The sequence below is a fragment of the Pseudomonas sp. 8209 genome, assembly GCF_028682105.1.
In the GTDB taxonomy this organism is placed as follows: Bacteria; Pseudomonadota; Gammaproteobacteria; order Pseudomonadales; family Pseudomonadaceae; genus Aquipseudomonas; species Aquipseudomonas palmensis.
In genome coordinates this window covers 82,752-107,050 of sequence record NZ_JANIAH010000011.1, presented here as the reverse complement: position 1 = coordinate 107,050, position 24,299 = coordinate 82,752, and the positions used below count along the sequence as shown (strand labels likewise).

Annotated in this window: 20 protein-coding genes; 7 read left to right on the top strand and 13 right to left on the bottom strand. The window is 63.5% G+C overall.

Annotated features, from left to right (window positions below; genetic code table 11):
* The first annotated feature begins 153 nt into the window (after window positions 1–153).
* Window positions 154–594, top strand: a complete 441-nt coding sequence (locus tag NP552_RS22420) for a GlcG/HbpS family heme-binding protein (RefSeq protein WP_054915601.1) — start codon at window positions 154–156, stop codon at window positions 592–594.
* 84 nt (window positions 595–678) lie between these two features.
* Here the strand turns inward: NP552_RS22420 and NP552_RS22415 are convergent, their stop codons facing one another.
* Window positions 679–1,287, bottom strand: coding sequence for a TetR/AcrR family transcriptional regulator (locus NP552_RS22415; protein WP_043862341.1), 609 nt, complete (start codon window positions 1,285–1,287; stop codon window positions 679–681).
* Window positions 1,288–1,442: 155 nt separating this feature from the next.
* On the opposite strand from NP552_RS22415, the gene NP552_RS22410 reads away from it, so the two are divergent.
* On the top strand, window positions 1,443–2,351 hold the full coding sequence (locus NP552_RS22410; RefSeq protein WP_054915600.1) for a DUF808 domain-containing protein: 909 nt from the start codon (window positions 1,443–1,445) through the stop codon (window positions 2,349–2,351).
* 83 nt (window positions 2,352–2,434) lie between these two features.
* On the opposite strand, the gene NP552_RS22405 is transcribed toward NP552_RS22410, so the two are convergent.
* From NP552_RS22405 to puuE, 7 genes are all read right to left on the bottom strand, one after another.
* On the bottom strand, window positions 2,435–3,220 hold the full coding sequence (locus NP552_RS22405; protein ID WP_043862344.1) for an outer membrane protein OmpK: 786 nt from the start codon (window positions 3,218–3,220) through the stop codon (window positions 2,435–2,437).
* A 353-nt stretch (window positions 3,221–3,573) separates the two neighbouring features.
* Window positions 3,574–4,359 (bottom strand): outer membrane protein OmpK, encoded by a 786-nt coding sequence (locus NP552_RS22400; RefSeq protein ID WP_043862345.1) that lies wholly within the window; start codon window positions 4,357–4,359, stop codon window positions 3,574–3,576.
* Window positions 4,360–4,495: 136 nt separating this feature from the next.
* Window positions 4,496–5,851 carry a nucleobase:cation symporter-2 family protein gene (locus NP552_RS22395; RefSeq protein WP_043862346.1) on the bottom strand — a complete coding sequence of 452 codons (1,356 nt, stop codon included), beginning with the start codon at window positions 5,849–5,851 and terminating at the stop codon, window positions 4,496–4,498.
* Window positions 5,852–5,968: 117 nt separating this feature from the next.
* Complete coding sequence (locus NP552_RS22390) at window positions 5,969–7,294, bottom strand: urate hydroxylase PuuD (protein ID WP_274097176.1); 1,326 nt, start codon at window positions 7,292–7,294, stop codon at window positions 5,969–5,971.
* Between the two features lie 47 nt (window positions 7,295–7,341).
* Window positions 7,342–7,845 carry an ureidoglycolate lyase gene (locus NP552_RS22385; RefSeq protein ID WP_043862348.1) on the bottom strand — a complete coding sequence of 168 codons (504 nt, stop codon included), beginning with the start codon at window positions 7,843–7,845 and terminating at the stop codon, window positions 7,342–7,344.
* Window positions 7,846–7,920: 75 nt separating this feature from the next.
* Complete coding sequence (gene uraD / locus NP552_RS22380) at window positions 7,921–8,436, bottom strand: 2-oxo-4-hydroxy-4-carboxy-5-ureidoimidazoline decarboxylase (protein ID WP_274097175.1); 516 nt, start codon at window positions 8,434–8,436, stop codon at window positions 7,921–7,923.
* Window positions 8,433–9,362: an allantoinase PuuE gene (gene puuE, locus NP552_RS22375; RefSeq protein ID WP_043862350.1), complete on the bottom strand. Its 930-nt coding sequence runs from the start codon at window positions 9,360–9,362 to the stop codon at window positions 8,433–8,435. The genes uraD and puuE overlap by 4 nt, the downstream gene beginning before the upstream one ends.
* A gap of 383 nt (window positions 9,363–9,745) precedes the next feature.
* Between puuE and uraH the strand changes: the two genes are divergently transcribed.
* On the top strand, window positions 9,746–10,099 hold the full coding sequence (gene uraH, locus NP552_RS22370) for a hydroxyisourate hydrolase (protein ID WP_043862351.1): 354 nt from the start codon (window positions 9,746–9,748) through the stop codon (window positions 10,097–10,099).
* Between the two features lie 162 nt (window positions 10,100–10,261).
* On the opposite strand, the gene NP552_RS22365 is transcribed toward uraH, so the two are convergent.
* Window positions 10,262–11,611 (bottom strand): NCS2 family permease, encoded by a 1,350-nt coding sequence (locus NP552_RS22365; RefSeq protein ID WP_054915598.1) that lies wholly within the window; start codon window positions 11,609–11,611, stop codon window positions 10,262–10,264.
* A gap of 353 nt (window positions 11,612–11,964) precedes the next feature.
* Between NP552_RS22365 and NP552_RS22360 the strand changes: the two genes are divergently transcribed.
* A complete protein-coding gene (locus tag NP552_RS22360; RefSeq protein ID WP_054915597.1) occupies window positions 11,965–12,732 on the top strand; it encodes a GntR family transcriptional regulator in 768 nt (255 codons plus the stop codon).
* Between the two features lie 204 nt (window positions 12,733–12,936).
* A complete protein-coding gene (gene aqpZ, locus NP552_RS22355) occupies window positions 12,937–13,635 on the top strand; it encodes an aquaporin Z (protein WP_054915596.1) in 699 nt (232 codons plus the stop codon).
* Here the strand turns inward: aqpZ and guaD are convergent.
* The 4 genes from guaD to xdhA all read right to left on the bottom strand — a co-directional run bounded on the left by guaD (window position 13,632) and on the right by xdhA (window position 19,742).
* Window positions 13,632–14,936, bottom strand: a complete 1,305-nt coding sequence (gene guaD / locus NP552_RS22350) for a guanine deaminase (RefSeq protein WP_058542039.1) — start codon at window positions 14,934–14,936, stop codon at window positions 13,632–13,634. The genes aqpZ and guaD overlap by 4 nt on opposite strands.
* A gap of 10 nt (window positions 14,937–14,946) precedes the next feature.
* Window positions 14,947–15,792: a xanthine dehydrogenase accessory protein XdhC gene (xdhC, locus tag NP552_RS22345; protein ID WP_043862356.1), complete on the bottom strand. Its 846-nt coding sequence runs from the start codon at window positions 15,790–15,792 to the stop codon at window positions 14,947–14,949.
* Between the two features lie 103 nt (window positions 15,793–15,895).
* Window positions 15,896–18,295, bottom strand: coding sequence for a xanthine dehydrogenase molybdopterin binding subunit (gene xdhB / locus NP552_RS22340; RefSeq protein ID WP_274097174.1), 2,400 nt, complete (start codon window positions 18,293–18,295; stop codon window positions 15,896–15,898).
* Entirely contained in the window at window positions 18,288–19,742 is a 1,455-nt protein-coding gene (xdhA, locus tag NP552_RS22335) for a xanthine dehydrogenase small subunit (RefSeq protein ID WP_054915592.1), read from the bottom strand. The genes xdhB and xdhA overlap by 8 nt, the downstream gene beginning before the upstream one ends.
* A gap of 279 nt (window positions 19,743–20,021) precedes the next feature.
* On the opposite strand from xdhA, the gene NP552_RS22330 reads away from it, so the two are divergent.
* Both NP552_RS22330 and smc read left to right on the top strand, forming a co-directional pair.
* On the top strand, window positions 20,022–20,681 hold the full coding sequence (locus tag NP552_RS22330; protein ID WP_043862359.1) for a GntR family transcriptional regulator: 660 nt from the start codon (window positions 20,022–20,024) through the stop codon (window positions 20,679–20,681).
* 2 nt (window positions 20,682–20,683) lie between these two features.
* Complete coding sequence (smc, locus tag NP552_RS22325; protein WP_274097173.1) at window positions 20,684–24,172, top strand: chromosome segregation protein SMC; 3,489 nt, start codon at window positions 20,684–20,686, stop codon at window positions 24,170–24,172.
* The last annotated feature ends 127 nt before the right edge of the window (window positions 24,173–24,299 follow it).

The window sequence follows — 24,299 nt, the reverse complement described above, 5'->3', positions numbered from 1 at the left end:
GCTTTCGTCGTTACCCCGTAAAAAAGGGGTTGTGACGGGTTTTGGTCGGATGGAGTGAATTATTGTATACAAAAATATTCTTCATTGTGTTCTATTTGTTGTATTGGTTTTTCAATTGCCCACGTGGGCTTCTAACAACAAGAGGACCTTTGGATGAACGTTCTGAGCTTGAAAGTAGCGGTGAGCCTGGTGAATGGCGCGCTGGCGGCCGGCCGCAGGATTTCGGCGGCGCCGCTGACCGTGGTGGTGCTCGATGCCGGTGGGCACCTGCTGACCCTGCAGCGCGAGGACGGCGCCAGCCTGCTGCGTCCGCAGGTGGCGATGGGCAAGGCGTGGGGCGCGATTGCGCTGGGCAAGGGCTCGCGCCTGCTGGCGCTGGACGCGCAGCAGCGCCCGGCGTTCTTTGCCGCGCTCAACGGGTTGGGCCAGAGCCCGGTGGTGCCGGCGCCGGGTGGGGTGCTGATTCGGGATCAGAGCGGGGCAGTGCTGGGCGCGATCGGTATCAGTGGTGATACGTCGGATATCGACGAGCAGTGCGCGATCAGTGCGATCGAAGAGGCGGGGTTGACGGCGGATGCGGGGGTGGCGGCGTAGGGCCCTTTCGCCGGCAAGGCCGGCTCCTACATGTCTGCGCGAGCCTTGTAGGAGCCGGCCTTGCCGGCGAAGCAGTCAACGCGATCAGGCGTCCGGCGCACAGCCCTTGAGCACCAGCCGGATGATGGTCTGCGCCGCCGCCTCGTAGTCGCTGTCCTCGAGCTTGGCCTTGCCGGTGACCACCGAGATCTGCCAGTCGAAATCGGCATAGGTCTGGGTTGCAGCCCAGATGCTGAACATCAGGTGGTGCGGGTCGACCGGGGCGATCAGGCCGCGCTCGATCCAGCCCTGGATGCATTCGATGTTGTGCCGTGCCTGCACGTTGAGCTGCTCGACCTGGCTGGCGCTCAGGTGCGGCGCGCCGTGCATGATCTCGCTGGCGAACACCTTGGACGCGAAGGGCAGGTCGCGGGAGATGCGCACCTTGGAGCGGATGTAGGCACTGAGCACCTCTTGCGGCTCACCGTCGGCATTGAACGGGGTGGAGGCCTGCATGATCGGCTCGATGATGCTTTCGAGCACCTCGCGGTAGAGGTTTTCCTTGGATTTGAAGTAGTAGTAGACGTTGGGCTTGGGCAGGCCGGCCTTGGCCGCGATGTCGCTGGTCTTGGTGGCAGCGAAGCCCTTGTCGGCGAACTCCTCGCTGGCGGCCCGCAGGATCAGTTCTTTGTTGCGCTCGCGAATGGTGCTCATGGTGGCGCTGTTCCTTGTATCTGGCCGCGTGCGGCAACAGGCCTGGGCAGGCGGTTGCGCATGGTAGCACCGCGTTCGCGAAGCGCTCAAGGTCGCCCCTTTTGCCCATCGACAGGCTAAGCTTGGCGCCATCTCACCTCAATGGAACATGAATCATGGCTGCAAGCAGTTTGCTGGTACTGATCGACGATATCGCCACGGTACTCGACGATGTCTCGGTCATGACCAAGGTCGCGGCCAAGAAGACCGCCGGCGTACTGGGTGATGATCTGGCGCTCAATGCCCAGCAGGTCACGGGTGTGCGCGCCGAGCGGGAACTGCCGGTGGTGTGGGCGGTGGCCAAGGGCTCGTTCCTGAACAAGCTGATCCTGGTGCCGGCTGCGTTGCTGATCAGCGCATTCATCCCGTGGGCGGTAACCCCGCTGCTGATGCTCGGCGGCGCCTACCTGTGCTTCGAGGGGTTCGAAAAGCTCGCGCACAGGTTTCTGCACAGCGCCGAGGAGGCCAAGGCCGGGCATGCGGCATTGACCGAAGCAGTGGCCAACCCGGCGGTCGACCTGGTGACGTTCGAGAAAGACAAGATCAAGGGCGCGGTGCGTACCGACTTCATTCTCTCGGCCGAGATCATCGCCATCACGCTGGGCACCGTGGCCGATGCGCCACTGCCCCAGCAGATCATCGTGCTGTCGGGCATCGCGATCGTGATGACGATCGGCGTGTACGGGCTGGTGGCGGGGATCGTCAAGCTGGATGATCTGGGCCTGTGGCTGACGCAAAAGGCCTCGCGTGCAGCCAAGGCCATCGGCAACGGCATTTTGAGTGCGGCGCCCTACATGATGAAAAGCCTGTCGGTGATCGGCACCGCGGCGATGTTCCTGGTAGGTGGGGGGATTCTGGTGCATGGCATCGCGCCGCTGCATCATGCCATCGAGGCCTTCGGCGAAGGGCGTGGCGGGGCGCTGACGACGGCCTTGCTCAATGCCGGCGTGGGCGTAGTGGCGGGGGCTGCGGTGCTGGCGGTGGTTGCGGTGGTGGGCAAGCTCTGGAAGGCCATCCGGGGCTGATGGCCTCTTCGCCGGCAAGGCCGGCTCCTACAGGAGTGAGCCGTCTGTAGGAGTCGGCCTTGCCGGCGAAGAACGCAACCCGGTCAGAAGTGCACTTTCACCAGCAGGCTCGCGGTGTTCTGGTCGGTATCGAAGGCGTCGCTGTCCTTGATGCCGTACTTGTCTTTCCAGTAGTCGTATTCGAAACCGACGTACAGCTGTTTTTCGCCCAGGTTCAGGGCCTTGCCCAGGTCATACTTGATCTGCGGGTTGAAGTGCAGGTTGGAATGATAGGTGCCGCGACGCCGGGTTTCGTCGTTGTCCACCACCCAGTCCATGTAGCCGTCGATCAGGATGTCCGACTTGCCCACGGGAATGGTGTACGACCACACCGGGGTGATCTGCCAAACGTTGTCACCGGCGCGGCTGCCCTCGGTGTGGCGCTGGTAGAAGTTGAGCTGGAAGTAGTCGAAGCCGGGGATGGCCAGGTCGAAGCCTGGGCCGATCAGGTACGACTCGTTGTCTCCCTCGCCAAACTCGTAGGTCATGGCCAGCAGCACATCCTTGACCGGGCCGAACTCCAGTTTCTGGTCGAAGATCTTGCCGAACGACAGGCGCGGGGTGAACTCGCCGTAGTAGGTGTTCGGGCCGACGTTGCCGTCCTTCTTGCCGTTGTAGAAGATCTTGTCGATGAACAGGAAGTTGTCGCCGTACTTCCAGGCATCGGCGTGCTCGAAAGTGAAGGTCTGCTGGATCTGCGGGTTGACCGTAAAGTCTTTGCCGTAGAGGTAAGTCAGGCTGTTGTTCTGCCACTGCAGCAGGTCACCGGCGGTGGCGGTACTTGCCGCCAGCAGGCCGCCTGCAAGCATCAGGCTGTTGGTAATGCGCATTGCGTGCTCCCTTGATTGGTTCGGCACTCTGTGTCGGCGCCGTTCTGGTTCAACGTGTTGTCTTTTTGGTCAGCTTTTTTCGATCGGCCACAGCGCGTTCGCAAGAGCTGAGCCAACCTTGGCGGGTTGGCGCAACGGGCCTGCTCGACGTCTTTCTGAACAGTTGAACAAGGGGCGTGAGGCTGGCAATACGCTTACCAACCGCCCGAATTCATTGACTGAGCGGTCAGTAAACGCAGGTAGGAGGGGTCCTACCCTGAGCGAGGGGGCGCGCAGATTACTGGCTTGCGCGCCGTCCCTCAAGTGCTCCGTTATGGAGCGTGTGCGACAAAAACTGTGCGTTCGATCAGGTTTTAGAAGTGAACCTTGATCAGCGCACTGGTCACGCTCTGGTTGGTCTTGAGGCGATCGCTGTCCTCGATGCCGTATTTGTCCTTCCAGTAGCTGTATTCGATACCCACGTACAGCTGCTTGGCGCCGATGTTCAGCGCCTTGCCCAGGTCGTACTTGACCTGCGGGTTGAAGTGCAGGTTGGCGTGGTAGGTGCCGCGACGGCTTTCGTCGTTGTCCACCACCCAGTCCATGTAGCCATCGATCAGCAGGTCGGACCGGCCCATGGGGATGGTGTAGGAGAACGCCGGGGTGATCTGCCACACGCGATCACCCGGGCGGCTGCCTTCGGTGTTGCGCTGGTAGAAGTTGAGGGTGAAGTAGTTGAAGCCGGGGATGGCCAGGTCGAAGCCCGGGCCGATCAGGTAGGCCTCGTTGTCGCCTTCACCGGTTTCGTAGGTCATGGCCAGCAGCACGTCCTTGATCGGGCCGAACTCCAGCTTCTGGTCGAAGATCTTGCCGAACGACAGGCGCGGGCTGATCTCGCTGTAGTAGGTGTTCTTGCCCTTGTTACGGTCTTGGCCGCCGTTGTAGAAGATCTTGTCGACGAACAGGAAGTTGTCGCCGTACTTCCATTTGTTGGCGTGCTCGAAAGTCACCGTCTGCTGGATCCGCGGGTTGACCTGAAAGTCCTTGCCGTACAGATACGTCAGGCTGTTGGTGTGCCAGAGCAGCAGGTCCTCCGCTACCGCAGGAAGCGTGGCCAGCAAGCTGCTGCCCAGCAAGAGGGAAGAGGTGATGCGTTTCATGTGGTTATTCCCGGCTATTGTTATTGTTGGATTGCGGTTTTTTCGGCGCAAACGCGCCCCGAGCGGCCCACTCCCAGGGGCCGACGGTACTGCGTGGTGCTCGGGTTGAGCGGGGCGGCAGGCGCCGCCCCGTGTATCAGTGCTGGTGCACGGCGTCGTTGTGCGCGGCGCGTTCGGCGCCGCCCAATACGTTGAACAGCAGGTTCAGTACCAGGGCACTGACGGTGGCCATGGCGATGCCGCTGTGGGTGATCGGCTCCATCCATTGCGGCATCTGCGCGAAGAACTCCGGACGTACCACCGGGATCAGCCCCATGCCGACGCTGACGGCCACCAGCAACTGGTTGCGCCGGTCGCCGATGTCGGCCTCCTGCAGGATCTTGATGCCGGTGGCCGCGACCATGCCGAACATGGCGATGGAGGCGCCGCCCAGTACCGCCGGCGGGATCGAGGCAATCAGGAATGCCGCCTTGGGCAGCAGGCTGAGCACGATCAGGAACAGCCCGGCCACCACGGTCACGTAGCGGCAGCGCACGCCGGTCATCTGGACCAGGCCGATGTTCTGTGCGAACGAGGAGTGGGTGAAGGTGTTGAAAAAGCCTGCCACGAACGAGGCGCCGGCGTCCCAGAACAGGCCGCGACGCAGCATGCCGGGGGTCACTTCACGCTCGGTGACCTTGCCCAGCGCGAGGAACATGCCGGTGGACTCGACGAAGATGATCACCACCACCAGGCACATCGACAGGATCGGCGCCAGGCTGAAGGTGGGCATGCCGAAGTGCAGCGGGGTGACCACCTGTACCCAGGGGGCCTGGGCCAGGCCGCTGAGGTCGACCATGCCGATGGCGCCGGCAATGATGTAGCCCAGGCCCATGCCGATCAGTACCGACACGTTCACCCAGAAGCCACGCATGAAGCGATTGATCAGCAGGATGGTGGTCAGCACCAGGCCGGCCACGGCTAGGTAGATCGGCGAGCCGAACGGCGCGGCCGCCGCGCCGCCGCCGGCCCAGTTGACGGCGACCGGGAACAGCGACAGACCGATGGAGGTAATCACCGTGCCGGTGACCAGTGGCGGGAAAAACCTCACCACCTTGGACATGAACGGGGCGATCAGCATGCCGAAGAAGCCGGCGGCGATGGTCGCGCCGAAAATCCCCTGCAGGCCCACGCCGGGCATGCCGGCCATGGCCACCATGCTGCCGACGGCGGCGAAGCTGGCGCCCATCATCACCGGCATGCGGATGCCCAGTGCGCCAATGCCGAGCGACTGGACCACGGTGGCGACACCGGCGACCAGCAGATCGGCATTGATCAGGAATGCGATTTCTTCACGAGAGAGCCCGGCGGCCTGCCCGATGATCAGCGGCACCGCAATGGCACCTCCGTACATCAGCAGAACATGTTGCAAACCCACCAGGATCAGTTGCAGCAGGGGCAGTGGCTGTCGTGGCGGCGCAACGGGGATGTACGCCTTGCGTGACTCGGACATGCAGCACCTCAGGTTTTGTTTTTATTCTGGGTAGCTGCAGGCTCAGGCGCCCTGCTTGCGAAGAAGCAGGAGGCCGCGCCTGGCTTGCAGCTTGTAGCTTGCCGCTTGAAGCTTGTATCAGTTGGTTGGAGCACCCTTGGCGATCCATGCACCAATCAGTTCACGTTCCTGCTGGGTCATCTGGGTGATGTTGCCCAGGGGCATGATCTGGCTGGCGACGGCCTGTGCCTGGATGCGTGGGGCCAGTTGCTGGATCTGTTGCGGGGTATCGAGCATCACGCCGGCCGGGGCGGCACTGAACAGCGGGCTGGTCGGCTTGGCCGAATGGCACACGGTGCAGCGTTCCTGGATGACGCTGTGGATCTTGTCGAAGTTGCCGCTGTCCGCCGCAGCGGTGGCAGTGGCGGGCGCTTCGGCCGGGGTGGCGGCAGGTGCCGGGTTGGCGGCCTGTTCGGCGGCTTTCTCGGCAGCGGTCTTGCCACCCAGTGCGGTTTCCGGCAGCGGCTGGTACTGGACCTTGGCAGCGGCCTGCTCAGGCGCGGTCGGCATCGGCTTGGGGCCGGTGACGTAGGCCAGGCAGATCATCGCCAGGGCGCCGACGGGCAGGGTCCAGGCGTACTTGGCGCTGTTGTGGCGGGTGTTGAAGTAGTGACGCACCAGCACCGCTGCAATCGCGATCCCGGCCAGGATCAGCCAGTTGTACTGGCTGCCGTAGGTGCTTGGGAAGTGGTTGCTGATCATGATGAACAGCACCGGCAGGGTGAAGTAGTTGTTGTGGCGCGAACGCAGCAGGCCCTTGGCCGGCAGGGTCGGGTCGGGGGTTTCGTTCTTCTCGATGGCGGCGACCAGTGCACGCTGGGCCGGCATGATGATGCGGAACACGTTGCCGACCATGATGGTGCCGATGATCGCGCCGGTGTGCAGGTACGCACCACGGCCGCTGAACACCTGGCTGAAGCCGTAGCAGGCCGCAATGATCAGCACGAACAGCACCAGGCCGAGCAGGCCGGGGCGCTTGCCCAGGGGCGAGTCGCACAGCACGTCGTAGATGAACCAGCCGGCGATCAGCGAACCGACGCCGATGGCGATCCCTTCACCACCGCTCAGGGTGCTGCCGGGGGCCAGCAGGTAGACGCTGGGGTTCCAGTAGAACACCAGGCACAGCAGGGCAATACCCGACATCCAGGTGAAGTAGGCTTCCCATTTGAACCAGTGCAGGTTCTCCGGCATTTTCGGCGGGGCCAGCTTGTACTTTTCCAGGTGGTAGATACCGCCACCGTGAATCGCCCAGAGGTCGCCCGACAGACCGTCGCGCGGGTTGGCCCGGTTGAGGTTGTTCTCCAGCCATACGAAATAGAACGACGCGCCGATCCAGGCCACGCCAGTGATCATGTGAACCCAGCGCACGCTCAGGTTCAGCCATTCCAACAGATGTGCTTCCACAGTCTTTACCTCTTGCCGGTCACCGCAGGCCAGTGACCGACCTTCTCTTATTGGTGGGGTGCGAGGATCAGTTGCTCATCCTCATTGAAGAAATGTTCGTCGCAGTTGTTGCCGGAACCGCTGCGATCAACCACCAGGAAGTCATCCCGCTTTTCGATCGTCAGCACCGGGTGGTGCCAGACGCCGCGATGGTAATTGATGCCCTGCCTGCCATTACTGACAAAGGCGCGGACAAGACCCGATACAGGTACATCGCCAACGGGCGCGACCACGATCAGAAAGGGATTGCCGAGCAGCGGGATGAAGGCCTGGCTGCCCAGCGGATGGCGCTCCAGCATGCGCACGGTCAGCGGCATGTCCTGCGCGTCGGCGCGGAAGATGCTGATGATGGCGGAGTCCTCGGGCTGGGCGGTTTCTACCGTGGCCAGCTTGTGGAAGCGCATGGTCGAACCGTTGTTGATCATGAAGTGGTCGCTGCCGTCGGTTTCGATCACGTCACCGAAAGGGGCGAAGGCTTCTTTGGTCAGGGGCTCAATCACTAAAGTGCGCATGCGGGTGTTCTCTAATTATGTGTTGTCGGGGCTTTGGCGAATGCCGGCAGGCCAGTGCCTGCCAAGGCGTGCCGGTTACAGCTGCTGCAGGCGGAACAGGGCGATCAGGTTGATCTGCGCCAGGGCTTCCTTGAACTCGGCCTCGACCGAGTTGTGGATGCGTTTCTCGAACGAGGCGAGGATCTGGTGCCGGTTGCTGCCTTTTACCGCCATGATGAACGGGAACTGGAACCTGGCCTTGTAGGCGTCGTTGAGTTCGGTGAAACGGGCGAACTCTTCGGCGGTGCACTGGTGGATGCCGGCGCCAGCCTGTTCGTTGGTGCTCGATTCGGTCAGTTCGCCCTGGACGGCGGCTTTGCCGGCCAGGTCCGGGTGAGCATTGATCAGGGCCAGCTGGCTGGCGTGATCGGCGCTGAGCAGGATGTCGCTCATGCGCTGGTGCACGGCTTCGATCTGGTCCAGCTCGTGCAGTTGGCCCAGGTCGTAGGCTTTTTCGGCGACCCACGGCGAGTGCTCGTAGATGTCGGCGAAGGCGGCGACGAACGCGGCACGGTCCAGGGTCGAAGGCTTGAGGGTCTTGAAGTCGGTCATTTGGCGCTCTCGGCTTGGAAAGGGTGGGTGGCATGCCAGTGGCGGGCGATGTCCACGCGCCGGGCGAACCACACCTGCTCATGGCTCTTGGCGTACTCCACGAAGCGCTTGAGCGCGGCGATGCGTGCCGGGCGGCCGATCAGGCGGCAGTGCAGGCCGATCGAGAGCATCTTCGGCGCCTCGGCACCTTCGGCGTAGAGCACGTCGAAGGCGTCCTTGAGGTACTGGAAGAACTGCTCGCCACAATTGAAGCCCTGCACCTGGGTGAAGCGCATGTCGTTGGTGTCCAGGGTGTAGGGGATCACCAGGTGCGGCTTGCCGGTGGGGTTGTTGGGTTCCCAGTAGGGCAGGTCGTCGTCGTAGGTGTCGCTGTCGTAGAGGAAGCCGCCTTCCTCCATCACCAGGCGGCGGGTGTTGGGCCCGGTACGGCCGGTGTACCAGCCCAGCGGGCGCTCGCCGGTGAGGTCGGTGAGAATGCGGATGGCCTCGAGCATGTGCTCGCGCTCCTGGTTCTCGTCCATGTACTGGTAGTCGATCCAGCGGTAGCCGTGGCTGCAGATCTCATGGCCGGCGGCGACCATGGCGCGGATCACGTCGGGGTGGCGCTGGGCGGCCATGGCCACGGCAAACACGGTGAGCGGCACGCCGGTGTCTTCGAACAGCTTGAGCAGGCGCCACACACCGGCGCGGCTGCCATACTCGTAAAGCGATTCCATGCTCATGTTGCGGGCGCCCTGCAGGGGCTGCGCCGAGACCATCTCGGAAAGGAAGGCTTCGGATTCCTTGTCCCCGTGAAGAATGTTGCGTTCGCCACCTTCTTCATAGTTGAGCACGAAAGACAAAGCGATGCGGGCATTCCCCGGCCAGCGCGGATGGGGTGGGTTGTTGCCGTAACCGATCAGGTCGCGAGGATAATCAGCGCTCACTGCAGCCTTCCTTCTTGTACGTGAAAACGGGGGTGTGGTGTCTGAGTCAGGTCATCGGCCACAACGATGGAGTGATTGTATACAACTTTATTGACGATTTGTAAGCCTGTTTTTTCTCATTTCTTCCGCCATTCGCCCTTGAAAAAGGTTGCAAGAAACCTGCCTGATTGGTCAGTAAATGACGATAGCGTCCGCCAGGCGCGCGGCTTTGCGACTGATGGCGTATTTACAGGGCACGCTCGGCAGGCTAACAAAATCGTCGAATTTATTGTGTACAATTTTAGCTGAAAATGTCTTAATAATCCGACAGCCGCACGCTGCCCTGCTTCATCCCGGTGCCGTGCGGGTATTTTTTGCCCATAGATTGAAACGAGGCGCACGCAATGGGACGTTTGACCACGCATGTACTGGATGCCGCACATGGCTGCCCTGGCAGCTCGATCAAGGTCGAGCTGTACCGGGTCGAAGGCCAGCAGCTTGAGCTGGTGAACACGGCGCTGACCAACAGCGATGGCCGTTGCGATGCGCCACTGCTGCAGGGTGAGGATTACCGCAGCGGTGTGTACCAGCTGCAGTTCAGTGCCGGTGACTATTATCGTGCCCGTGGTGTGCAGTTGCCGGAGCCGGCGTTCCTGGATGTGGTGGTGCTGCGTTTCGGCATCAGCGCCGAGCAGGATCACTACCACGTGCCGTTGCTGATCTCGCCGTACAGTTACTCGACCTATCGCGGAAGCTAGTTGGTCGCTAGATGAATCTTCGTAGGTCCTTGCCCGCTCTCACTGGCGGGCTTTTTTTTGCCTCGGTTTCGAGGGCGTGCCTGCAGGGCTGTTCGCTGGCAGATCGGCACAGGCAACAAAAAGCCCCGCCCGAAGGCGAGGCTCCTTGAACCGACGCAGTGCTTACAGGAACACGAACTTGGCCACAAAGATCGCACACAGCACCCACAGGCTCGCCGAGATCTCCCTGTAGCGCCCGGTGCCGGCCTTGAGCACCACATAGGTGATGAAGCCCAGCGCAATGCCGTCCGCCACCGAGAATGTCAGCGGCATCATGATCGCCGTGACGATCGCCGGAATGCTGTCGGTGGCTTCATCCCAGTTGATGTGCGCCATGCTGCCCATCATCAGCATTGCCACATAGATCAGTGCGCCGGCGGTGGCATACGCCGGGATCATGCCCGCCAGCGGCGCAAAGAACATCGCCGCGACGAACAGCAGGCCGACCACCACGGCCGTGAGCCCCGTGCGCCCGCCGGCCGCCACACCTGCAGCACTTTCCACGTAGCTGGTTACCGGCGGCACACCCACCACTGCTCCGAACACGCTCGATGCACTGTCGGCCTTGAGCGCCCGCGACAGGTTTTCGATGCGCCCCTCGGCGTTCACCAGGTTGGCGCGCTGGGCCACGCCCATCAGCGTGCCGGCGGTGTCGAACATGTGCACGAACAGAAACGCCAGTACCACGCTGATCATGCTGACGTTGAACACGCCCGCCACGTCCATGGCCATCCAGGTGGGCGCCAGGCTCGGCGGCAGCGAGAACACGCCGCCATATTCCACCAGGCCCAGGGCCCAGCCGGCCAGTGTCACGGCGATGATGCTGATCAGGATCGCGCCGAACACCCGGCGATAGCTGAGCACGGCAATCATCAGGAAGCACGCCGCCGCCAGCAGCGGGCCAGGCTCGTGCAGCGAGCCGAGCTTGATCAGGGTGGCTGGGCTGGCGACGATGATGCCGGCCGTCTTCAGCCCGATCACCCCGAGAAACAGCCCCACACCCGCGCCCATGGCGTGACGCAGGCTCAGCGGGATGCTGTTGAGCAGCCATTCGCGCACCCGCGACAGCGTCAGCAGCATGAACAGCACACCCGATACGAACACCGCACCCAGCGCGGCCTCCCAGGTGTAGCCCATGGTGCCGACCACCGTGTAGGTGAAAAAGGCATTCAGCCCCATGCCGGGTGCCAGGCCCACCGGCCAGTTGGCATACAGGCCCATCAGCAGGCAGCCGAGCGCCGCCGCGATGCAGGTGGCCACGAACGCGGCGCCGTGGTCGATGCCGGCGTCGGCCATGATGTTGGGGTTGACGAAAATGATGTAGGCCATGGTGATGAAGGTGGTTACACCCGCGATCAGTTCGGTCCTGACAGTGGTGCCGTGCAGCTTGAGTTTGAAAATCCGCTCCAGCCAGCTCGTTTCGAGCGGTGGGGCAAGATCCAGCGTAGGGGCTTGGGGTTTGCGGCTTTCCACAGCGTGTACTCCTCACGTCTTTTCTTGTTGTTCAGAGCTTGTCCTGCGCGTTGACTGGGGGCTCTGCGAGGGGGAGGGCATGGCGACCGGACCTGTTGTTGACCTGCGGGTCAGGAAGTTGCACGGCTGGATTATGCGTTTGTATACAAATAATGCAAATAATGTTTTTGTCGGTGTGTGCAGGTAAATTGTCGCCACGGCTATAACGTGATGGCACTCTGCAGAAATCGCCAAGCCTGTGTACAATGCGTCAATACCATGAACGTCTAATTTTCTATCCAGGACTTGCCATCGCCCTACTGGCTGGTATTACAGTCAGGGTCCGATAGGTGGATCTCCGTGCTCGAGCGCCCATGAACGAACAGCTGCAACCCCTCAAGAAACCCACGCGCACCGGCAAGGCCGGTCGTAGCGGCACCCAGGACGATATCGTTTACGCGCACATATTCGAGGCAATCCTCGAACAACGTCTGGCGCCGGGTACCAAGTTGAGTGAGGAAGCCCTGGGCGAGATCTTCGGCGTCAGCCGCACCATCATCCGGCGTGCGCTGTCGCGCCTGGCCCACGAAAGCGTGGTGCTGCTGCGCCCCAATCGCGGTGCGGTAGTGGCCAGCCCGACCGTCGAAGAGGCGCGTCAGGTGTTCTTTTCGCGGCGCATGGTCGAGCGTGCCATCACCGAACTTGCAGTGGAGCACGCCACCGCCGAGCAGTTGAACGAACTGCGCCAGATGGTGCGCGAGGAGCGCGACAGCTTCTCGCGCGGCGACCGGGGTGCCGGCATTCGCCTGTCTGGCGAGTTTCACCTCAAGCTGGCGGAAGCGGCGGGCAATGCACCGCTGATCAGCTTCCAGCGCAGCCTGGTATCGCAGACTTCGCTGATCATTGCCCAGTACGAAAGCGGCAACCGCTCGCACTGCTCGTATGACGAGCACATGCAACTGATCGACGCTATCGAGGCGCGTGATGCGGCCCAGGCGGTGAGCCTGATGATGCACCACATGGACCACATCGACAGCAAGCTCAACCTCGACGAGGAGAGTGCGTCGGATGACCTGCACGCGGTGTTCTCGCACCTGCTGCAAACCAAGAAGCGCGGCAGCTCGGTGCCGGCCAAGGGCTGATACTGCGTCGCCTGCAATCGCGGGTCGAGCCCGCTCCCACAGGATTGTCTCGGTCCTTGTGGGAGCGGGCTTGACCCGCGATGCTTTCAGGGCTGCTGGCACTTGAGCCAACCTCTGCTAGATTTCTATCTGTTGCACTCCCGCAAACCTTCATCAAGCAGTTGGGCTTGCGCTTCAGGCGTACCACTTCTTGAGGACTGACTGATGTCGATGCCCATGAGCAAACGCATGGGAGCTGAATTGATAGGGACGTTCTGGTTGGTGTTGGGGGGTTGTGGCAGCGCGGTACTGGCTGCGTCTTTTCCGATCGGCATTGGCCTGGTCGGTGTCTCCATGGCCTTCGGGCTGACTGTGCTGACCATGGCATTCGCCATCGGTCATATCTCCGGTTGTCACCTCAACCCTGCGGTATCGCTGGGCCTGGTCGTGGGCGGGCGGTTTCCGCTCAAGGACCTGGTGCCATACGTGATCGCCCAGGTGGTGGGCGCCATCCTGGCTGCCGGTGTGATCTACCTCATCGCCAGCGGCAAGGCCGGCTTCGAGCTGTCGAACGGGCTTGCCTCGAACGGCTATGGCGAGCATTCGCCGGGGCAGTACTCGCTGGGGGCAGGTTTTGTCAGCGAGGTGGTGATGACCGCGATGTTCATTCTGATCATCATGGGCGCCACCGATTCGCGGGCGCCGGCCGGCTTTGCGCCGATCGCCATCGGGCTGGCGCTGACGCTGATCCACCTGGTGTCGATACCGGTTACCAACACCTCGGTTAACCCGGCACGCAGCACCGGGCCGGCGCTGTTCGTCGGTGGCTGGGCGCTGCATCAGCTGTGGCTGTTCTGGGTGGCGCCGCTGATCGGGGCAGTGATCGGCGGCGCGTTGTACCGCGGCCTGTTTCGAACGCCTTAGCGCTGGTGCACGCTGCGCCCGGCAGCAAAGGTTTCGCGAATGGTACGGTCGTCGCCCAGGGTGGTCAGCACGAACAGGGTCTCCTCGATGCTGCCGGACTGCTGGAGACGGTAGTCCAGCAGCGGGGTGGCCTTGTAGTCGAGCACGATGAAGTCGGCGTCGCTACCCGGTTGCAGGGTGCCGATGCGTTCCTCCAGGTTCAAAGCCCGAGCACCGCCCAGGGTGGCCAGGTACAGCGACTTGAACGGGCTCAGGCGCGCGCCCTGCAACTGCATGACCTTGTAGGCTTCGTTCAGGGTGTACAGCAGCGAGAAGCTGGTGCCGGCGCCCACGTCGGTGCCCAGGCCGACCTTGACCTTGTGCTGCTCGGCCTGGGGCAGGTTGAACAGGCCGCTGCCCAGGAACAGGTTGGAGGTCGGGCAGAACGCCACGGCCGAACCGGTCTCGGCCAGGCGCTGGCATTCGGCATCGCACAGGTGAACGGCGTGGGCAAACACCGAGCGCTCGCCCAGCAGCTCGAAATGGTCGTACACATCCAGGTAGCCGCTGCGCTCGGGGAAGAGCGCCTTGACCCACTCGATCTCCTTGAGGTTTTCGCTCAGGTGGGTGTGCAGGTACAGGTCCGGGAACTCCTTGAGCAACTGGCCGGCCAGGGCCAGCTGTTGCGGGGTGCTGGTGGGCGCAAAGCGCGGGGTCACCGCATAGTGCAGGCGGCCCTTGCCGTGCCAGCGCTGGATCAGCGCCTTGCTGTCGGCGTAGCCCGACTCGGCGGTGTCGGTCAGGTAGTCGGGGGCGTTGCGGTCCATCATCACCTTGCCGGCGATCAGGCGCAGGTCCAGGCGCTCGGCTTCCTCGAACAGGGCGTTGACCGAGGCAGGGTGCACGCTGCCGAACACCAGCGCCGAGGTGGTGCCGTTGCGCAGCAGCTCCTTGAGGAACAGCTTGGCCACCTTGTCGGCGTGAGCCTTGTCTTCGAACTGGCGCTCGCACGGGAAGGTGTAGGTGTTCAGCCAGTCCAGCAACTGCTCGCCGTAGGAGCCGATCATGCCGGTCTGCGGGAAGTGGATATGGGTATCGATGAACCCCGGGGTGATCAAGGCGTCCTGGTAGTGCACCACTTCGATGTCGGCGTCCAGGCCTGGCAGCAGTTCGCTGGCGTGGCCGATGGCGCTGATCTTGCCCTGGTCGATGACCAGCAGGCCGTCTTCGAAATATTCATACGATGCTTCGACGCCCACCTCGGCAGGGTCGGCGAGGCTGTGCAGCAGGGCGGCACGGTAGGCTTTGCGGGTTGCGCTCATGTGGCTCTCGTCAAATGGCTTGGCTGCGCCGTGACGGCGGCAGCAGTTTGGCAATGGGTTGGGTGGTGGCCGAGCCGGTATGCTGGCCGAAGTTCGCGTTGTAGGTGGCGATGATTTCGGCGGCGATGGACACGGCGATCTCGATCGGCAGCTTGCCCTTGACCTCGGCCAGGCCCATCGGGCAGCGCATGCGTGCCAGGCTGTCGGCGGCAAAGCCGCGCTCGCGCAGGCGGTGCTCGAACTTCACGCGCTTGGTCCTGGAGCCGATCAGGCCGAACCAGGTGAAATCGTTGCGCTTGAGGATCGCGGCGGTCAGTTCCAGGTCCAGTTGATGGTTGTGGGTCATGACGATGCAATAGCTGCCGGCGGGCAGTTCATCGACCTCGTCGACCGGTTCCTCGCTGACGACCTTGCTCACCCCCGTGGGGATGATGTCGGGGAATTCCTGCTCGCGCGAATCGATCCAGCGTACCCGGCAGGGCAGCGCGGCGAGCAAGGGTACCAGAGCGCGGCCGACATGGCCTGCGCCGAATACCGCGATCTGCGCCTGCACGCCGCCCATGGGCTCGAACAGCAGCACGGTGGCGCCGCCGCAGCACTGGCCAAGGCTGGCGCCGAGGCTGAAGCGCTCCAGGTGGGTGGTTTCGCGGCCTTCGGCAAGCATCTGCCGGGCGATGTGCATGGCCTTGTATTCCAGGTGCCCGCCGCCGATGGTGTCGAACAGCTGGGTCGCGCTGACGACCATCTTCGAGCCGGCATTGCGTGGGGTGGAGCCCAGCTCTTCGATGATGGTCACCAGCACGCAGGGTTCGCCCCGGGTGTGCAGGTCGGACAGGGCGTTGATCCAGGTGTGCATAGTCGGTTGCCTCTTCAGTGCCTGATCGGGCCTCTTCGCCGGCAAGGCCGGCTCCTACAGCAATCGCGCCCTGTAGGAGCCGGCCTTGCCGGCGAAAGGCGCACTACGGTGTAACGGTTTCCACCTCGGCAGTCGCCTGCCGGCCCGCCACCACCTTGCGCATCTGTTCGCAGCCCCACAGCACCCGCTCGGGGGTGGCCGGGGCATCGATCTGCGGTTGCTCGCGATAATCCGCCAGGCTGGCCACTGCATCCTTGATCGCGCACCACGGCGCGATCCCCAGCATGAACGGCGGCTCGCCCACCGCCTTGGAATGGAACACCGTGTCCTCGGGGTTCTTGCGGTTCTCCACCAGCTTCACCCGCAGGTCCACCGGCATGTCCGCCACCGCCGGGATCTTGTAGCTGGCCGGGCCGCTGGTCATCAGCTTGCCCTTGGCGTTCCACACCAGTTCCTCGGTGGTCAGCCACCCCATGCCCTGGATGAACCCGCCCTCCACCTGGCCAATGTCGATGGCCGGGTTCAGCGAGGCGCCCACGTCATGCAGGATGTCGGTGCGCAGCATCTTGTACTCGCCGGTCAGGGTGTCGACGATCACCTCGGCGCACGCCGCGCCGAAGGCGAAGTAGTAGAACGGGCGCCCGCGCGCCTGGCTGCGGTCGTAGTAGATCTTCGGGGTCTTGTAGAAGCCGGTGCTCGACAGCGACACCTGGGCAAAGTAGGCCTGCTGCACCAGGCTCTCGAAGGTGAGGATTTCATCGCGCACGCGCACGTGCCCGTTGCGAAACTCGACGTCTTCTTCACTGACCTTGTACTGGCGCGCGGCAAATGCCACCAGGCGCTGCTTGAGGATTTCGGCTGCGTTCTGCGCCGCCTTGCCGTTCAGGTCGGCGCCGCTGGACGCCGCCGTGGGCGAGGTGTTGGGCACCTTGTCGGTGTTGGTGGCGGTGATCTGTATGCGGCTGAAGTCCACCTGGAACACTTCGGCCACCACCTGGGCCACCTTGGTGTTCAGGCCCTGGCCCATCTCGGTGCCGCCGTGGTTGAGGTGGATGCTGCCATCGGTGTAGATGTGCACCAGCGCACCGGCCTGGTTGAGAAAGCTGGCGGTGAACGAGATGCCGAACTTCACCGGGGTCAGCGCCAGGCCCTTTTTCAGCACCGGGCTGTTGGCGTTGAAGCGGCGGATCGACTCGCGGCGCTGCTGGTAGTCGCTACTGGCTTCGAGCTCGGCGGTGATCTCCTCGAGCATGTTGTGCTCGACCGTCTGGTAGTAGTGGGTGACGTTGCGCTCGGTCTTGCCGTAGTAGTTGGCCTTGCGTACCGCCAGCGGGTCCAGTGCCAGGTGGCGGGCGATGCGGTCCATCACCTCTTCGATGGCAACCATGCCCTGCGGGCCGCCAAAGCCGCGGTAGGCGGTATTGGAGGCGGTGTTGGTCTTGCAGCGGTGGCCGTTGATGGTGGCGTCGCCCAGGTAGTAGGCGTTGTCGGAGTGGAACATCGCACGGTCGACGATCGAGGCCGACAGGTCCGGCGAGCAGCCGCAGTTGCCGGCCAGTTCCAGGTTGATGCCATGCAGGCGGCCGCTGTCATCGAACCCCACGTCGTATTCGATATAGAAGGGGTGGCGCTTGCCGGTCATCAGCATGTCCTCGACCCGTGGCAGACGCATCTTGGTCGGCTGCCCGGTCAGGCGCGCGATCACCGCGCACAGGCAGGCGGGGCTGGCGGCCTGGGTTTCCTTGCCGCCGAAGCCGCCGCCCATGCGGCGCATGTCCACCACGACCTTGTTCATCGGCACGTCCAGCACTTCGGCCACCAGCTTCTGCACCTCGGTGGGGTTCTGCGTGGAGCAGTACACGATCATGCCGCCATCCTCGGTGGGCATCACCGAGGAGATCTGGGTTTCGAGGTAGAAGTGTTCCTGGCCGCCGATATGCAGGGTGCCCTGCACCCGATGCGGGGCGCTGGCCAGCGCGGTGACCGAATCGCCGCGCTGGTGGGTGTGGCTGTCGAGCACGAAATGCTTCTTGCGCAGGGCCTGAACCACATCCAGCACCGGCTCCAGGTCTTCGTATTCGATGATTGCGGCCATCGCTGCGCGGCGGGCGGTGTCCAGGTCGCAGGCGGCCACGGCCAGCACCGGCTGGCCGACGAACTCGACGGTGTCGATGGCCAGCAGCGGGTCGCCCGGCAGCAGCGGGCCGATGTCCTTCAGGCCCGGGATGTCTTCGTGGGTGATGGCGATGCGCACGCCTTCGATGGCGTAGCACGGGCGGGTGTCGATGCTCAGCACCCGTGCATGAGCGCGGTCCGACAAGCGAGCGTACACATGCAACTGGTTGGGGAATTCGAGGCGGTCATCGATATACATCGCCTCGCCGGACACATGCTTGTCGGCGCTGTCGTGCTTGATGCTGCGCCCGACGCCACTGGTCAGGCCCTGGGCGAACAGCTCGGCCAGTTCGGCCTGGCTCCTGGCCACGTGAGGATGGTTAGACATAGGCGGTCACCCGGGTTTCGATGTGCGGCGTGTGCAGTTCGATGAAGTACTTGCGCAGCAGGTTCTGCGCGCCGAGCAGGCGGTATTCCTTGCTGGCCCTGAAGTCCGACAGCGGGGTGAAGTCTTCGCCCAGCGCCTGGCAGGCGCGCTCGATGCCGGCCTGGTTGAACGGCTTGCCGAGCAGGGCGGCTTCACAGGCGCGGGCGCGCTTGGGGATGGCGGCCATGCCGCCGAAGGCGATACGTGCCTCGGCCACCACGCCGTTGTCGATGCGCAGGTTGAAGGCGGCGCACACCGCCGAAATATCGTCGTCCAGTCGCTTGGACACCTTGTAGGCCCGGAACGCCCAGGCCAGGTTGGCCCGCGGCACGATGATCTTCTCGATGAACTCGCTTTCCTGGCGTGCGGTGATGCGGTAGTCGATGAAATAGTCTTCCAGCGCCAGGGTGCGTGTGTCCTGACCCCGGCGCAGCACGATCTGCGCACCCAGGGCGATCAGCAGGGGCGGCGAATCGCCGATCGGCGAGGCGTTGCCGATGTTGCCGCCCAGGGTGCCCTGATTGCGGATCTGCAGCGAGGCGAAGCGGTGCAGCAGTTCGCCGAAGTCGGGGTATTCACGGCTCAGCGCGTCATAGCAGTCGGTGAGTGGCGTGGCGGCGCCGATTTCCAGGCGATCGTCAAAGGCCTCGACCCGCTTCATCTCGGCGACGTTGCCCACGTAGATCATCACCGGCAGGGTCTTGTGGAACTGCGTGACCTCCAGCGCCAGGTCGGTGCCGCCGGCCAGCAGGCGGGCTTCGGGGTGCGAGCCGTAAAGCTCGGCCAGGTCGGCCACGGTCAGCGGCACCAGGCAGCGCTTGTCGCCGCTGTTGAGTTCGCCGGTTTCCTTGGGCGCAATCGCCTGGAGCCGGGCGATGGTCTGTGCCTGGGCGCTGTCGAACTGGTCGGGGGCGGCCTGGCAGCAGGCCTGCTCGGCGGCTGCCAGGATCGGCCGGTAGCCGGTGCAGCGGCACAGGTTGCCGGCCAGGGCCTCCTGGGCGCGGTGCAGGTCGGGGGCGTCGCTGTTCTTCTGCAGGGCGAACAGCGACATCACGAAGCCCGGGGTACAGAAGCCGCATTGCGAGCCATGGCAGTCGACCATGGCCTGCTGCACGCTGTGCAGCTTGCCCTGGTGCTTGAGCCCTTCGACGCTGATCAGCTGCTTGCCATGCAGCGACGAGACGAACGTCAGGCACGAATTGAGGCTGCGATAACGCAGGTGCTGCCGGCCGTGTTCATCTGCAGCCAGTTCACCGACCACGACGGTGCAGGCGCCGCAATCGCCGCTCGCGCAGCCTTCCTTGGTACCGGGTTTGCCCAGGTGCTCGCGCAGGTACTCGAGCACCGTCAGGTTGGGGTCCAGGGCATGCTCACTGCGCAGCTCCTGGTTGAGTAGAAACTGGATCACGGAAGGCCTCACAAGCGAATTATTGTTGTTGAGTGGACGGGGTCGACTGTAGGCAGACTTGACTTGCCGGTCAACTGCTTTCTGACTTCAAGGTCAGCTTTTTGTGCGTGCTGATCCTGTCATCCTCGATAGCCTCTGTATTCAGCATAGAACCGGGGCCGGGTTGACGATTGTTTTGCTTCAATCGTGCCAACTGCGTGCCTGTGCCGCTGCGCGAGGTGCAGGCAAGTGCGCTACAATCGGCGCTTGTGCACAGTTCAATGATTTTGAAGGAAAACCATGACGTTCAAGGCGCCGGACAGCCTCTCCGAGCAAATTGCCCATTACCTGGCCGAGCGGATCATCCGCGGTGAGCTCAAACCTGCCGAGCGCATCCAGGAACAGAAGGTCACCCAGGCGCTCAATGTCAGCCGTGGCTCGGTGCGCGAGGCACTGCTTATACTCGAGCGCCGGCACCTGGTGACCATCCTGCCGCGCCGTGGCGCGCAGGTTACGGCGCTCAACGAGCACAACGTGCGCAGCCTCTGCACCCTGATGAGCGAGCTGTACATCCTGCTGGGCAATGCCGTGGCCAGTGCGCCGCGCAGCGAAGCCGAACTTGCACCGTTTCTGGTCATCCAGCAGCGTCTGCACGCCGCCAGTGCGCGCCAGGACATCAAGGCCTTCGTCGAAGAGAGCTTCGCGGTGATGCGCGCCGCGTACCCGTTCGCCAACAACCCCTACCTGCAGGAAACCGTCGAGAACCTGCAGCCGGCCATGAGCCGCACCTATTACCTGGCGCTGGACCAGCGCAAGGCCAACATGAACGACTTCCTGGTGCTGTTCGCCCAACTGCTCGAAGCGGTGGTGGGTGGCGACCTGCCGCGTATCCGCGAGGTGCTGACGCAGTACTGCGAGCGCAGTTGCACGCTGGTGCTGTCCTCGCTGGTTGCTGGCTGAGCATGCGCCTCAAGTGCATTCGCCTGGCGGGGTTCAAGTCGTTTGTCGACCCGACTACCGTCAACTTCCCCAGCAACATGGCGGCCGTGGTCGGCCCCAATGGCTGCGGCAAGTCCAACATCATCGATGCGGTGCGCTGGGTGATGGGCGAAAGCTCGGCGAAAAACCTGCGTGGCGAGTCGATGACCGACGTCATCTTCAACGGCTCCACCAGCCGCAAGCCGGTCAGCCAGGCCAGTATCGAACTGGTGTTCGACAACAGTGACAACACCCTGGTGGGCGAGTATGCCGCCTATGCCGAGATCTCGATCCGGCGCAAGGTGACCCGCGACGCGCAGAACACCTATTACCTCAACGGCACCAAGTGCCGTCGGCGCGACATCACCGATATCTTCCTGGGTACCGGCCTGGGCCCGCGCAGCTACTCGATCATCGAGCAGGGCATGATCTCCAAGCTGATCGAGGCCAAGCCCGAAGAGTTGCGCAACTTCATCGAAGAGGCCGCCGGCATCTCCAAGTACAAGGAGCGCCGCCGCGAAACCGAAAACCGCATCCGCCGCACCCACGAGAACCTGGAGCGCCTGACCGACCTGCGCGAAGAGCTGGAGCGTCAGCTCGAACGCCTGCACCGCCAGGCCCAGGCAGCGGAGAAATACAAGGAATACAAGGCCGAGGAGCGTCAGCTCAAGGCCCAGCTGGCGGCCCTGCGTTGGCGTGCGCTGAACGATCAGGTGGGCCAGCGCGAGGCGATCATCGGCGACCAGGAAGTGGCCTTCGAGGCCCTGGTGGCCGAGCAGCGCAATGCCGATGCGAGCATCGAGCGCCTGCGCGACGGTCACCACGACCTGTCGGAGCGTTTCAACCTGGTCCAGGGGCGCTTCTATTCGGTAGGCGGCGACATCGCCCGGGTCGAGCAGAACATCCAGCATGGCCAGCAGCGCCTGCGCCAGTTGCAGGATGACTTCAAGGAAGCCGAACGCGCGCGTCTGGAAACCGAATCGCACCTGGGCCACGACCGTACCTTGCTGGCGACCCTGGGCGAAGAGCTGGAGATGATCGAGCCCGAGCAGGAACTGTCGCTGGCGGCAGCCGAGGAGGCCGCCGCGACCCTTGAGGAAGCCGAGACCACCATGCATGGCTGGCAGGAGCAGTGGGACAGCTTCAACACCCGCTCCGCCGAGCCGCGCCGCCAGGCCGAGGTGCAGCAGTCACGCATCCAGCAGCTGGAGCAGAGCCTGGAGCGCGTCTCGGAGCGCCAGCGCAAGCTGGGCGAAGAACGCGACCAGTTGAGCGCCGACCCTGAAGATGCGGCCATCCTGGAACTGAACGAACAACTGGCCAGCAGCGAATTGCTGCTCGAAGACCTGCACCTGGAAGAACAGCAGGTGATCGAGCGCCTCGACGCGCTGCGCGAGCAATTGCAGCAGGCCGCCCAGGCGCAGCAGCAGGCCCAGGGTGAACTGCAGCGCCTGGGTGGCCGGCAGGCATCGCTCGAAGCCTTGCAGCAGGCCGCGCTGGACCCAGGCAGCGGTACCCTCGACTGGTTGCGCGCGCAGGGCCTGGAGCAACGCCCACGCCTGGCTGAAGGCCTGCGCGTGGAGCCGGGTTGGGAGCTGGCGGTGGAAACCGTGCTGGGCGCCGACCTGCACGCGGTACTGGTGGACGACCTGGCCGGGCTCGACCTGACGGGCTTCGAGCAGGGCGAGTTGCGTCTGCTGGAGGCCGCCGGCACCAGCAAGCGCCTTGCCGGCAGCCTGCTGGACAAAGTACAGGGCGGCGTTGACCTGGCCCCCTGGCTGGGCCAGGTCAAGCCGGTCGAGAGCCTCGAGCAGGCATTGAGCCTGCGCGGCCAGCTGGCCGACGGCCAAAGCCTGATCAGCCGCGACGGCTACTGGGTAGGGCGCCACTTTCTGCGGGTCAGCCGTGGCAACGATGCCCAGGGTGGCGTGCTGGCCCGTGGGCAGGAGCTTGAGCTGCTGGGCCTGGAGCGTCTGGAGCAGGAAGCTGCCCTGGAGCAGCTCGAAGCGCAGTTGCTGGCCCTGCGTGAACAGCAGCGCGTGCAGGAAGACAGCCGTGAACAACTGCGTCGTCGCACCCAGGAAGAAGCCCGCCAGCAAGGTGAGCTCAAGGCCCGTCTGTCGGCCGGCAAGGCCCGCGCCGAGCAACTGACATTGCGCCGCCGGCGCCTTGAAGAAGAGCTGGCCGAGCTGCTGGAACAGCGCGCCATCGAACACGAAAGCCTGGGCGAGTCGCGCCTGCACCTGCAGGAAGCCCTCGACCTGATGGCCCACGACACCGAACAGCGCGAGGCCTTGCTGGCCCAGCGCGACAACCTGCGCGAACGCCTCGACCGCGTGCGCCAGGAAGCCCGCCAGCACAAGGACCACGCCCATCAGTTGGCGGTGCGCCTGGGCTCGCTGCGTGCCCAGCACGACTCCACGCGCCAGGCCCTCGAGCGCCTGGAGCTGCAGTCGGAGCGCCTGAACGAAAAACGTGAACAACTGAGCCTGAACCTGGAGGAGGGCGAGGCGCCTCTCGAAGAGCTGCGCATGATGCTCGAGGCGCTGCTGGAAAAGCGCATGAGTGTCGACGAGGAAATGCGTCAGGCACGCCTGCACATGGACGAGGCCGACCGCGAACTGCGCGAGGCCGAAAAGCGTCGTACCCAGGCCGAACAGCAATCTCAGCTGCTGCGCGGTCAGCTCGAACAGCACCGCATGGAATGGCAGGGGCTGAGTGTGCGGCGCAAGGCCCTGCAGGAACAGTTGCAGGCTGACGGCTATGATCTGGAAGGCGTGTTGGCGACCTTGCTGGCCGAGGCCAGCGAGCAGGAGGCTGAACTTGAGCTGGAGCGCATCGATGCGCGCATCCAGCGCCTGGGCGCGATCAACCTGGCGGCCATCGACGAGTACCAGCAGCAGTCCGAGCGCAAGCGCTACCTCGACGCCCAGGATGCCGACCTGGTCGAGGCCCTCGATACCCTGGAAAACGTGATTCGCAAGATCGACAAGGAAACCCGCAACCGCTTCAAGGATACCTTTGATCAGATAAATGCCGGATTACAGGCACTTTTCCCAAAAGTTTTCGGTGGTGGCAGCGCTTATCTGGAACTGACGGGCGAAGATCTACTCGATACAGGGGTAACGATCATGGCGCGCCCGCCAGGCAAGAAGAACAGCACCATCCATCTGCTCTCGGGCGGCGAGAAGGCGCTGACGGCCCTGGCCCTGGTGTTTGCCATCTTCAAGTTGAACCCGGCACCGTTCTGCATGCTCGACGAGGTCGACGCGCCGCTGGACGATGCCAACGTCGGACGCTATGCGCGCCTGGTCAAGGAGATGAGCCAGACCGTGCAGTTCATCTATATCACCCACAACAAGATCGCCATGGAAATGGCCGATCAACTGATGGGGGTGACCATGCACGAGCCCGGTTGCTCACGGCTGGTGGCGGTGGACGTGGAGGAGGCGATGGCCATGGTCGACGCCTGAAAAACGGATATAACGCACGAACTTGCAGCAAATGCCCCTGTCAGTTGCGACAGACGGTGTAAAGTTATCTTTGGTCGTGCTAGCTTAATGTAAATTTTTCTATGCGTGGGTAAAACGCCTGTCAGAA